Source organism: Phyllobacterium sp. YR620, assembly GCF_900104165.1.
Classification (GTDB): Bacteria; Pseudomonadota; Alphaproteobacteria; order Rhizobiales; family Rhizobiaceae; genus Phyllobacterium; species Phyllobacterium pellucidum.
This window is the reverse complement of record NZ_FNJP01000004.1, coordinates 216776-228789: the sequence shown is the minus strand read 5'-3', so window position 1 is coordinate 228789 and position 12014 is coordinate 216776. Positions and strand designations below refer to the sequence as shown.

The 12014-nt window shown below is 59.6% G+C and carries 10 protein-coding genes; 3 read left to right on the top strand and 7 right to left on the bottom strand.

Going from position 1 to position 12014, the window contains the following annotated elements; genetic code table 11:
* Positions 1 to 94 precede the first annotated feature (94 nt).
* The 5 genes from BLR72_RS15310 to BLR72_RS15290 all read right to left on the bottom strand — a co-directional run bounded on the left by BLR72_RS15310 (position 95) and on the right by BLR72_RS15290 (position 7303).
* Positions 95 to 3553, bottom strand: a complete 3459-nt coding sequence (locus BLR72_RS15310) for a chromosome segregation SMC family protein (protein WP_091949984.1) — start codon at positions 3551 to 3553, stop codon at positions 95 to 97.
* A gap of 81 nt (positions 3554 to 3634) precedes the next feature.
* On the bottom strand, positions 3635 to 4330 hold the full coding sequence (locus tag BLR72_RS15305; RefSeq protein WP_091949982.1) for a DsbA family protein: 696 nt from the start codon (positions 4328 to 4330) through the stop codon (positions 3635 to 3637).
* A gap of 128 nt (positions 4331 to 4458) precedes the next feature.
* Positions 4459 to 4959 (bottom strand): DUF721 domain-containing protein, encoded by a 501-nt coding sequence (locus BLR72_RS15300; RefSeq protein ID WP_091949980.1) that lies wholly within the window; start codon positions 4957 to 4959, stop codon positions 4459 to 4461.
* An 18-nt stretch (positions 4960 to 4977) separates the two neighbouring features.
* The gene (locus BLR72_RS15295) at positions 4978 to 5952 is read right to left on the bottom strand and encodes an SDR family NAD(P)-dependent oxidoreductase (RefSeq protein ID WP_091949978.1); all 975 of its coding nucleotides are present in this window, start codon (positions 5950 to 5952) and stop codon (positions 4978 to 4980) included.
* Positions 5953 to 5986: 34 nt separating this feature from the next.
* Positions 5987 to 7303: an O-antigen ligase family protein gene (locus tag BLR72_RS15290; protein WP_091949976.1), complete on the bottom strand. Its 1317-nt coding sequence runs from the start codon at positions 7301 to 7303 to the stop codon at positions 5987 to 5989.
* 82 nt (positions 7304 to 7385) lie between these two features.
* Here BLR72_RS15290 and mutY point away from each other — a divergent pair, with 82 nt between their 5' ends.
* Both mutY and BLR72_RS15280 read left to right on the top strand, forming a co-directional pair.
* On the top strand, positions 7386 to 8465 hold the full coding sequence (gene mutY / locus BLR72_RS15285) for an A/G-specific adenine glycosylase (RefSeq protein WP_091949974.1): 1080 nt from the start codon (positions 7386 to 7388) through the stop codon (positions 8463 to 8465).
* Entirely contained in the window at positions 8462 to 9073 is a 612-nt protein-coding gene (locus tag BLR72_RS15280; protein ID WP_091949972.1) for an HAD family hydrolase, read from the top strand. The genes mutY and BLR72_RS15280 overlap by 4 nt, the downstream gene beginning before the upstream one ends.
* 82 nt (positions 9074 to 9155) lie before the next feature.
* Here the strand turns inward: BLR72_RS15280 and BLR72_RS15275 are convergent, their stop codons facing one another.
* Positions 9156 to 10289, bottom strand: a complete 1134-nt coding sequence (locus BLR72_RS15275; protein WP_091949970.1) for a site-specific DNA-methyltransferase — start codon at positions 10287 to 10289, stop codon at positions 9156 to 9158.
* A 280-nt stretch (positions 10290 to 10569) separates the two neighbouring features.
* Here BLR72_RS15275 and BLR72_RS15270 point away from each other — a divergent pair, with 280 nt between their 5' ends.
* Entirely contained in the window at positions 10570 to 11256 is a 687-nt protein-coding gene (locus tag BLR72_RS15270) for an HAD family hydrolase (protein WP_027230058.1), read from the top strand.
* A 59-nt stretch (positions 11257 to 11315) separates the two neighbouring features.
* Here the strand turns inward: BLR72_RS15270 and BLR72_RS15265 are convergent, their stop codons facing one another.
* Positions 11316 to 11822, bottom strand: coding sequence for a hypothetical protein (locus BLR72_RS15265; protein ID WP_051614805.1), 507 nt, complete (start codon positions 11820 to 11822; stop codon positions 11316 to 11318).
* Positions 11823 to 12014 lie beyond the last annotated feature (192 nt).

Below are 12014 nucleotides of genomic sequence, written 5' to 3'. Positions count from 1 at the left end.
ACCACCGAAAAATGCTGCATTGCACCATTCAAATCGATTAGCACAGTAAAACAGCATTAAGCTTTGAAAAGCTTTGTCATTTCAGCGGATGAAGTCAGCTTGCTTCGCGCAATTGCTCCGCGGTCTGGAGATCAACGGAAACAAGCTGGCTTACACCCTGCTCGCCCATGGTGACGCCGAACAGTCGGTTCATCCGCGCCATGGTAATGGGGTTGTGGGTAATGACCACGAACCGCGTATCCGTGGAGGAAGCCATCTCGTCCATCAAATTGCAGAAGCGCTCGACATTGTGATCGTCGAGCGGCGCATCGACTTCGTCGAGCACGCAGATCGGTGCCGGATTGGTGAGGAACACGGCGAAGATCAGCGCCATCGCCGTCAGCGCCTGTTCGCCGCCGGAGAGCAGCGTCATGGTCTGTGGTTTCTTGCCCGGCGGCCGCGCAAGGATTTCGAGCCCTGCCTCCAGCGGATCGTCGGATTCGATCAGTTGCAGTTCCGCCGTGCCACCGCCGAAGAGATGGGTGAATAGGCGCTGGAACTGAACGTTCACCACCTCGAACGCCGCAAGCAAACGCTCGCGACCTTCGCGGTTGAGGCTCTGGATGGCCTGGCGCAGCTTTTTGACAGCCTCGATGATGTCCTCGCGCTCGCTGACGATGGCTTCGAGGCGGGCGGAAAGTTCCTCCTGCTCTTCCTCGGCGCGCAGGTTGACTGCACCGAGCCGTTCGCGCTCGATTTTCAACCGCTCAAGATTTCGTTCGGTCGCGTCCACATCCGGCAGCGGATCATTGGGTCCGAGACCTGTCAGCTTCAAGGTCTCGTGCGGTGCGCAGTGAAGGGCCTCAGTGATGCGCGCTTCGGTATCCTTGCGCCGCTCCTGCGCTGCCGCGAGGCGTTCTTCAGCGCGCGCCCTGCCCTCACGCGCTGTCGCCAGCGCCTGAATGGCTTCGGTTGCGGCCCGGTCGAGTTCATGCTGGCGGTTTTCGGCCACGGCAAGCCGGTCTGCGGCATCGCGGCGAAGTAGGTCGGCCTCCGAAAGCTGCGACAGCAAAGTACGGTTGCGATCCTCTATTTCTTCCGGCGCATCCGCCAGTTGCTCGGATTCGCGCTCGGTTTCGAGCCGCCGTTCGATCAGCGATTTGATCTGGCGGTCGGCGTTGTCGGCGCGCGCGATCCAGCTCTTGCGCTCAAATGCAATGGCTTCGAGCCGGCGCATGCGATTGTCCGCCTCGCGGCGCAGCCCGTCATGAATGGAGCGCGCTTCCGACAGTCCGGCGCGGTCCTGCGTGACCTCGCTCGTCAGATGGGCGAGACGCAAATCGAGGTCCTGCAGGTCGATCGCATGGGCCAGCCTCGTTTCGGCGTCCACATACTGTTCGTGCGCTTCTTCGAGCGTTTCGGCGAGCCGTGTCTTGCCCTCTTCGAGCGCTGCTCGGCGGCTCGACAGTTGGCCCGCCGCCCGCTCGGCCGCTGCCAGCGCTTCGCGTGCGTCGCTCACTGCGCGTTGCGTGCCGCGGACCCGCTCGCGCGCACCACGTTCGGCATCGACCAATTGACGGACACTGGCTTCGGCGCCGGCAATCGCGGCTTCCGCCTCGCGCAACCGCTTCGTTGCCGCCACAACTTCGAGATCGAGTTCTGCCAGCCGGTTCTTCTGGGCAAGCCGCTGCGCCGCCGGCGTCGGTGCATCCGCTCTTGCGGTATAGCCATCCCAGCGCCATAGCGCACCGGAGCGGCTGACCAGGCGCTGCCCGGCCTGCAGCGACGATTGCAGCTGGGCGCCGTCGGCTTCATCGACGACGCCAATCTGCGCCAGACTGCGTGCCAATTGCCGTGGGGCGCGGACAAACTCCGAGAGCGACCGGACGCCGGACGGAAGATCCGGATCACCGCCCGCATTGTCGACGTCGCTCCAGAATACGGGCGCACCATGATCGGTCGGTGCGTCGAGATCTTCGCCGAGTGCGGCTCCGAGCGCAACTTCGTACCCCTTGTCCACCTTGATCGATTCGACAACCGGCGGGAAAAGGTCCGTGCCTCCGGCGTTGATCATCCTGGCAAGCGTGTGCGCCTCGGTTTCGATACGGCCAAGCTCAGCACGCGTCACCTGCAAGGGTTGCCGCAGTTCCGCTTCTCGCTGGCGCGCATCTTCGACGGCAGCTTCGGCAATGATCGCGGACTCTTCGGCCTGCGCCAACTCGGCTTCGGCGGCTTCAACCAATCCCTGCTTTTCGACCGGGTCCGCCAAGGACGAGATCTCGCCGATCACACTGGCGAGATCGCGTTCGACATCGCCAAGCTGGCGTACCAACCGGTCGCGGCGCTCCGCGCTATCGCGCATATTGCGCTCGATCTGCGCCCGTTCGGCGGAAGCTTCGGCGCGTTCTGCCGTAAGCTTGGTAAGCGCAGCCTCACTTTCCTTCAGCTTCGCATCGGCGCGTTCGAATTCGGCCCGCGTCGCAATCTCGCGTTCGCCGGCGCCGGCATTTTCTTCGTGAAGCGCCTGTTCCTCTGCCTCGAGCCGGGAGAGAACGTCGGCATTGTCACGGACCATCTGCTCTTCACGCGCAATGTCTGCCGTAAACTGCACAAGTCTCTTTTCAAGTTCACCCTGGCGGGCGCTGATGCGCTCTGCCTCTTCGTTGAGTTGTGCGCGGGCGATGGTGAGGCGCTGCAGGACCGCGGCGGCTTTGGCCTCCGCCTCACGCAGGTCCGGCAGCTTGTGCGCGCCGATGGCCTGTTCCTTGGCGGCATTCATCTGCAGTTGAGCCTGCTCGCCGACGCCCGATGTCGCCACCGACAGCGCCGACTGCGCTTCGCCCTCATGCGCCTTGGCGACCGCCCACTTCAGATGCAACAGGATCGCTTCGGAACGGCGGATATCGGCGGAAAGGCTCTTGAAGCGGTTTGCCTGACGCGATTGCCGGCGCAGGCTTTCGATCTGGGTTTCGAGTTCGCCGACAACGTCTTCAAGCCGCTCGAGATTCTGCTCGGCCGCGCGCAGTCTCAGTTCCGCCTCATGCCGGCGCGTGTGCAGGCCGGAAATGCCCGCAGCTTCTTCGAGCAATGCACGGCGCGCTTGGGGCTTTGCCTGTATAAGTTCGCCGATGCGGCCCTGTCCGACCATGGAGGGAGAGCGTGCGCCTGTGGACTGGTCGGCAAACAGCAGTTGCACATCCTTGGCGCGGGCATCCTTGCCGTTAATGCGGTAGACGGACCCTGCCTCGCGTTCGATGCGGCGCGATACCTGCAGTTCATCGGCATTGTTGAATGCAGACGGAGCAGTGCGATCCTGATTGTCGAGAAAGAGCGTTACTTCGGCCGTATTGCGCGACGGGCGCGTTCCCGACCCGGAAAATATCACGTCATCCATGCCGGATGCGCGCATGTTCTTGTAGGAATTCTCGCCCATCACCCAACGTAGCGCTTCGACAAGGTTGGACTTGCCGCAGCCATTGGGGCCGACAACGCCAGTCAGCCCGCCTTCGATGACGAATTCAGCAGGCTCGACAAAGGATTTGAAGCCGAGGAGGCGGAGTTTGGTGAAGCGCATCAGCAGCCCTTCCCGTCACCCGGCGCCCGAATGCAAACGGCGGACGCACCGAAGCGCCCGCCGAAAACTGAACCGGAGGTACTAGAGCAGGCCGTCGATGATCGCCGACATTTCGTCAACCGAAAGGGCTCCCGAGTATTTCGAGCCATTGATAAAGAAAGTCGGAGTTGCATTTACTCCGAATTCATTGGCTCCGCGGTCACGCGCAGCATTCACATCATCCAGAAGTTTTTGGTTCGTCAAGCAAGCGTTGAACGACTCCTGTGTAAAACCGGCCAATTTGGAGATTTGCAGCAAAGGTTCTACTGAATTTGCCACGCCCGCCCATTGTTGCTGCTGTGCGAAGAGGACTTCGACCATCGGATAATAGCGATCCTCCGGCGCGCAGCGGGCAAGCATGAAGGCGGCCGTAGCACGCGGATCAAACGGGAATTCGCGAAGGATGAGCTTCGCTTTGCCGGTGTCGATGTATTTTTCCTTGATCGTCGGCAGGGTCGTCGTGGCGAAATGCGCGCAGTGCGGGCAGGTCATCGACGCATATTCGACGATGGTGACAGGCGCCTCGGCCTTGCCCATGACGATGTCCTTCAAGATCCCCGGCGCCATGAGCTTGGCTTCGTCGATCTTGCCCGCCGGCTCGGGGGCCTTCACCGGCGCTGTGCCATCCGCAGGCTTTGCTGCTTCCTGGGCCCATGCCTGGCCGGATGCAAGAGCAATTGCGGCCGTCGAGGCGGCGGCAAGCGCCAGTACGTTTCTGCGGGTGAAGAATTCAGTCATAAGTTCACCTGTCTCCGGTGTTGATCTGTCTACTGACTCGTTAGAGCCTCATGCCAGTTTCTTTAAGGCAGAGACAGCGATCTGTCTTTGAATTTTTCGTGAAGGATCAAGGGTCGGTCCGTGGCAACTCAGCGCCCCTTGCGCTCCGCATGGATGCTGTTTCCGAGCCGCTCGAGCGCCTCGCGCAATCCGTCATCCTCAATAGGCTCGACCGCATGGCTGATCTTCCGTGAGGTCTCTGCGTCAACGGGCGGCAAGGAACGCTTTTTCGCGACGGGCAACGCGACCGGCTTTTGCTCGATCTTGATGCGTCCGACCGCAGCAAAGCCCAGGAAGGCATTGACACGGCTAATGATTTCGCCGGTCTCATGCTGTACGCGCATTGCAGTGAATCCTTGGCAAGCAATGACCAAGGTGGCCGGTTGAAACGGATCATCCTCGCGGGCGCGCCGGGGCCAGATGAGTTTCAAGGGGCGGGACAATTCGCCAAGACTCGAGCCGACGACTTCGTCCCATGCCTGCACGAGTTCGATCGTGATCCCGGCCCGTTTGCGCAACACGGGATCGAGGATGCCCGCGGCGGGATCGGCCAAGGGCCGGAATCCTTTCCGCTGTTGGCTATCGTTCATCGGATCGTCGCCATCATGTCAGCGGCCATTGTAGCCGCGGAACCACTTTACGAACAAAGGTATGCCTTCTTCCAAGGAAGTCGAGGGAGAAAATCCGAGATCGCGTGCGGCAAGGTCGATATCGGCATAGGTGCGCGGCACATCGGCGGCCGGCATGGGCGCAAATTCCTTGGTCGCTTCGCGGCCGCATGCCTTTTCGATAATCTCGATAAAGCGCATCAGGGCGACGGGCTTGTTGTTGCCGAGATTATAGACCGGGGCCGTTGCTTCCGGATTGGTCAGGATGCGGTTCATTGCGCCAAGGACGCCATTGACGATATCGTCGATGAAGGTAAAATCCCGTTCCATCTTGCCGTGATTGTAAACCTTTATCGGCTCCCCTTTGAGGATCGCATCCGTAAACAACCAAGGCGCCATGTCAGGGCGGCCGTAGGGGCCGTAAACGGTGAAGAAACGCAGTCCCGTGGACGCAATCTTGTGCACATGCCGGTAAGAATGGGCCAGGAGCTCGCCGGAACGTTTGGTCGCCGCATAGACGGATACCGGATTATCGACGGGATCGCTCTCGGAAAACGGCACTTTGCTGTTGGTCCCGTAAACCGAAGACGAACTCGCATAGACGATGGGCGGGCGCTTTTTCATCCGCAATGCCTGTTCGAAGACCGTGACCTGGCCATGGACGTTCGCGTCGACATAGGCAGCGGGATTTTCGACCGAATAGCGAACCCCCGCCTGGGCGGCCAGGTGAATGATGACATCGGCATCGGTATCCTCGCCGATCGCAGCGGCGAGTTCGCCGGCATTGGCAACGTTGGCGCGCACGAAGCGGATGCCGGCATGACCATCAAGAGCCGAAAGCCGCGTTTCCTTGAGCGCAACCGGATAGTAGTCATTGACATTGTCGATCGCGACAATCTCGACGCCTTCGGTTGCGAGCCTTCTTGCAACGTGGAAGCCGATAAAGCCGGCGGCTCCTGTGACAATGGCCTTCATCGTTCTCCCGTTTCCCTTTGCGACCTGCCCAAGTTCATGCCCTTGCACTCAGCGCCGCAACGTCAGCCTCGGCGTGTTGGGCAACCTGGGGGATCGAAAGAAATGGTGCATTGCCCGGCATCCAGCAGATCAAGATGGTCAGATAGATGAACACGGCGTCCGTGGCGTCGTGGCCGAACATGATTCCCAACATGCCGGTTATGATGTAGCTCGACAGCAAGAGCAACGCGATTGCCGTCGCAAGATCACGGCCAGGCCCCGGCTCCTTCTGGCGCGCGCCAATGATAGGGGTAGCAAGGAGCGCCAGGACACCGAGGACGCCGAGAATGCCGCCGTCAACCGCAGCGTTCAAAAGTCCGTTGTGAACATGGGTAAAGGTCATCTGCTTTTCAGGCGGCAGATTCAACACCGCGTTGACCGAGGACATTCTGTTCTGCGGACCCTCGCCGAGAAGCGGCGACTGCAGGAATACCTGCGCGCCGGCCGACCAGAGCATAAGACGGGCCTTCAGCGAGTTGATGTTCTCCTGCGGCTGGTCAAGGTGGGTGATATCACTCTCGAGCGCATGGTAGCGCTCGGTTACCTTGATCGACGCGACGGAAATGACCGCCACGATCAAGACGGTTCCCACAACCTTCGCCGCGTTGGTAAGCGACGGCAAGGACTGGCCGCGCAAATACCAATAGAGGATCGCAAAGTGTATCGGCATGACTAGCCAGGCCGATCTCGTCCCCGAAAGAAAAGCGCAAGCCATTCCACAGGCAAAGCCCAGGATCGCAATCAGACGCTCTGTTTTGCTATTTGAGTGGGCGTTGAGGAGCGCGATACTGCCGAAGAGCACGGCGAACAGGCCAAAGACGGCAGCATTGCCGGCGCCGGCTTCAGCGCGCGTGGCAAAGAAAGCTATCTGGACAAGGCTGTAGGCGAGCGCTCCGATCATGCCGATGCCCGCACCGGTGATCAGGAAGGGCACAAGGCGGCCGGAAACGCCGGCATGAAGCCGCGGAAGTACCGCCCAAACGGCGAGGAACGGGATCATTTTAAGAATGTAAGTGAGGCCGGCTTTCGCATTGGGATGGATGACGACCGACACGACCGTAACGACGATATAGAAAGTGAAGCACCAGGCGACGCGTTTTTCAGTCGGTGTCAGTTTGAAGGGGAAGCGCTTGAACGCGAGCGAGATAACTGCCCATATGAAGGCAAGGACAAGCGTAACTGACGTCCCACTTGCCAAAAGGCCTGGGAAAAGCGCGAAGAGAAATGTGAAAATGCGATTATTGCGATCGATTCCAATAAAGTGTCCCCTGGCGGGGAGCATCAAGGGCTTGGTCAAATGATCTGGAAACATTCATGGTTCCGAATATTTTTGTTCTTGTACTCGCAGCGGTTCTGTATGAACCGTTGGCCCCGTGTAGCGCAGTTTGAGATTGATGCAACCAATAACCGCCAACCTGCTCGATTGGTATGATTCTCACCACCGGATTCTACCATGGCGCATTTCGCCGCGCGAGCAGAAGGCCGGGAAAGCTGTGGAACCCTACCGCATCTGGCTGTCCGAGATCATGTTGCAGCAGACGACGGTCGAGGCCGTGAAGCCGTATTTCAACGCCTTTGTCGAAAAGTGGCCGTCCGTGAAGGACCTTGCCGCTGCCAGTCAGGATGCCGTCCTGCGCGCCTGGGCGGGGCTTGGCTACTATTCGCGGGCGCGCAATCTGAAGAAGTGCGCCGATGCCGTGTGCGCCGATCACGGCGGATCGTTCCCTTCTGATATCAACGGGTTGAAGTCATTGCCGGGGATCGGCGACTATACAGCCGCGGCGATTGCTTCGATCGCGTTCAACAGGCCTGTCGCGGTCGTCGATGGCAATGTGGAGCGTGTTATCAGCCGCCTTTACGCAATCGACACCCCTCTTCCCGCCGCCAAGTCTGAAATCCGCGCCCGCATGCAGGCGCTCACCCCTGACGAACGTCCCGGCGATTTCGCGCAGGCCATGATGGATCTCGGTGCGACAATTTGCACGCCGAAGCGGCCGGCCTGTTTTGTCTGCCCCGTGAAAGAGGGCTGCGAAGCGCTGCAAACGAGCGATCCGGAACTTTATCCCGTCAAGGCGGCCAAGAAGGAAAGGCCGATCCGCCTTGGGGCGGCGTTTGTTGCCGTCTCTGCGAACAACGAAGTTTTGCTGCGCAGCCGCACTGAAACCGGTTTGCTTGGCGGGATGGCCGAGGTGCCGACCACAGCCTGGACAGCGCGGCAGGACGGCGCGACGGATATCGCCAGCGCGCCATTTGCGGCCGACTGGATTGCTGCAGGCAACATCACGCACATCTTCACACATTTCGAGTTGCGGCTTGCCGTCTTCAAGGCAGGCAATATCCGTGCAACGCAAAACCTTGACGGTTGGTGGGTAAAAATCGAAAAACTTTCAGCCGAGGCGTTGCCTACGGTCATGAAAAAAGTCATTGCAGCAGCCATCCCCCACGCTTTTGCAAAAAGAGGTAAGGACGTATGACACCCGTCAAGCATATCGTTTTCGACATTGGCCAGGTTCTCATCCACTACGAGCCCGATGCCGCTTTTCGGGAACTCATTCCGGACGCCGCCGAGCGGAAATGGTTCTTTGACAATATCTGCACGCATGAATGGAACATCGAACAGGACCGCGGCCGCAAATGGGCCGATGCCGAGGCGCTGCTGATTGCAGATTTCCCCGATCGGGAAGATCACATCCGCTCCTTTCGCAAGAACTGGCACATGATGATCACCCATTCGATCAATGGCAGCGTCACGATCCTGCGCCAGCTCATCGCCGACGGCCATGATGTCACCATGCTGACCAACTTCGCGTCCGATACGTTGCGCGAGGCCTGGGAGCGCTTTCCGTTCTTGACCGAGAGCCGCGGCGTAACCGTTTCAGGTGATATCGGACTGATCAAGCCGGACAAGGCCATCTACGATCACCATGTCGCGGCCTTCAACCTTGATCCAGCTGCAACACTCTTCATCGACGACAGCGCCAGGAACGTCGCGGGCGCACAGCAAGCTGGCTGGCAGTCTGTGCAATTCACCAGTCCAGAGGCGCTGAAGGCGGATCTCAATAATCTCGGCATTCGCATCTGATAGCCAAAGACGAAACGCCCAGGCATGAGGCCTGAGCGTTTCGGATCAGAACGGCACTGGAGGTCCGCGTCCGATCGGAACGTCAGCCTCCGGCTGTCGTCATTCCGCTTCGCACCTGCTTGCGCAAGTCGTCGATCGGCTTGAGAACGCCTGCATCTTCATAGTGCCAGAAAGTCCAGCCGTTGCAGGCATCGAGGCCTTGCGCCTTTGCGCCCATCCGGTGGATGGAGCCGGCATCGCCACCTGCCGTGACCGTGCCGTCGGCCCTGATGATGGCCGCGTGACGGCGCCGCGCATCGCTGAGGATGGCGCCGGGTTTCAACAGGCCGGACTCGACGATGCTGCCAAAGGCGACGCGCGGCTCGGCGCGCTTGCCGGTCATGACCGTGAGTTCAGCCCCAGCCAGCGGCTCCACGGCAGCGATGCGAGCCGTCGCAGCATCGATATATTTCTGCTCGCGCTCGATGCCGACGAAATGTCGCCCGAGGCGCTTTGCCACCGCGCCCGTGGTTCCCGAACCGAAGAAGGGATCAAGAATGACGTCGCCGGGTTTTGACGATGCCATGAGAATGCGGGCAAGCAGGGCTTCTGGTTTCTGGGTTGGGTGGATCTTGTCGCCATTCTCATCTTTCAGACGCTCCGCACCCGTGCAAATGGGAAAGAGCCAGTCCGACCGCATCTGCAGGTCGTCATTGGCAGCCTTCATCGCCTCATAGTTGAATGTGTAGCCCTTGGACTTCTGGTCGCGCGATGCCCAGATCATGGTCTCATGCGCATTCTGGAAGCGGCGGCCGCGGAAGTTCGGCATGGGATTGTTTTTGCGCCAGATAATGTCGTTGAGCATCCAGAAGCCCAGATCCTGCATCATCGAGCCAACACGGAAGATATTGTGATAGGACCCGATGACCCAAATCGTGCCGTTGGGCTTGAGAACGCGTCGGCACGCCAGCAGCCAGGCACGGGTGAAGGCATCATAGGCCTGAAAGCTTTCGAACTGATCCCAGTGGTCATCGACCGCATCGACCTTCGACTGGTCGGGACGATGCAGGTCACCGTCGAGCTGCAAATTGTAGGGCGGGTCGGCGAAGATGATATCGACGGAATGATCCGGCAGCCGGTTGAGGGCGGCCACGCAGTCGCCCTTTAAAATTGTATCGAGCCAGGAGGATTGCGGCGCTGCCTGGGGCAGTTCATTCACGAGACGAACAACGGACATGGGGTACTCGACTACTGGGGACGCATTACAGAGCCTCATGGTTACCGGACGCGGTAAATTTCGCGTTAAGAGCCGGCGTTATGCGGGAAACTGTTCGTGGTGCACAGCGCCCCAACCGCTTCCAGGCGAATGGAGGGGCAAGTTCAACGCCGCCCACATCGCCACAGCCCGCTTTTCTTTGACGCCCGGCCAATTAGCGTGTAGTCGATGCCGGTAAATCCCCCAAGCGACCGAAATGCTGCACGATGGCAGCGCTATTTTCACGAACAGGTATGATTTAATGGAACCACAGCTCATTATCTTCGACTGCGATGGCGTGCTCGTCGATTCCGAATTCCTTGCCGCACAGGTCGAGTCCAAGCTCCTGACCGATGCAGGCTATCCGATCGAACCCGAAGACATTGCCGAGCGCTTTGCCGGCCTGACCTGGACCGACATCCTGCTTCAGGTCGAGAAGGAAGCAGGAATTCCAATTTCCGCGCAGTTGATCGAAGAATCCGCCAAGCAGATGGATTATAAGCTGCGCAACGAGCTCAACGTCATCGATGGCGTCGAGCAGGTCGTTGCCGCGCTGAAATATCCGAAATGCATCGCCTCGAACTCTATCAGTTCCTCGCTCAAGATGATGCTGGAGCAGAGCACGCTCTACGATCTGTTTGCCCCGCACATCTTTTCGGCGCGTGAGGTCGGATCGCAGAAGCCGAAGCCGGCGCCGGATGTCTATCTCTTTGCGGCGCGGCATTTCAACGTAGATCCAGCGCGGGCGATCGTAATCGAAGACTCGACACATGGGGTTCACGCGGCCCGGGCAGCGGGCATGCGGGTTATCGGCTTTACCGGCGGCGCCCACACCTATCCGGGTCATGCAGACAAATTAACGGATGCCGGCGCTGAAACAGTCATCAGCCGCCACCGCGATCTGCCGGCCGTGATCGAAGCCATGTCGGTGTGGTCGGAAGCCGTTTGATCCAGCTTCAGTCAAAAAGAAGACGGCCGGTATTTCCACCGGCCGTCTTTGTTGACGATCTAGTTCTTTTTCTTTGTTTTTGCCTTGGCGCTATCGTCCGGACCTTCGTCAAAGCCGACGAACACCTGAACGTTGCGGCTCGCCGGTTTGGGGAAGCTCACGTTCGGATCGTTGAAGATGAACTGGGTGGCCGCGCCACTGTCATTGACCGCAACCGCCTGCCTGCTCAGCTTGGAGTAGACAACATCGGAGCCCTGGATGACGGCAACACGGATTGGCACCGTTACCGTACCGGGCGTGAACTTCGCCCCGGGAACGATCTTGCCCGAAACGGCGACAGTCATGGTCATCGTGGTGTCGTCCGAATTGCAAGAGCGGGTTTCGTCCGACATGGATGCCTGATAAATCAGGTTCGCCGGGTTCTTGTCGGTGGTCTTCCCGTAATTGTTGATGACCGAGGTTCCCTCGCGGATCGTGACGGGCGGGCAGAAGGCGCGCAGTTGCGAGGCGGTGAGGCGCTTGTCGGCCTCGGCGGTGGCCTGGGCCTTGGGGGAGTTCGTGTCCACGGTCCCGCCGCTCGTCGAACACGCCGCAAGCCCCGCAGCAAAGACCAATGCACAAATTGGGGCGCAAAGTTGATAGAAGGGCAGAGTTTTTTGTGTTTCTGACTTCATGAACTGAACTTTCCTCGTAGAACGAACCTTGACGAACGAACGTGTTCTATATCAACGGTTCGATGAGAATGCGACGGGGCTGCG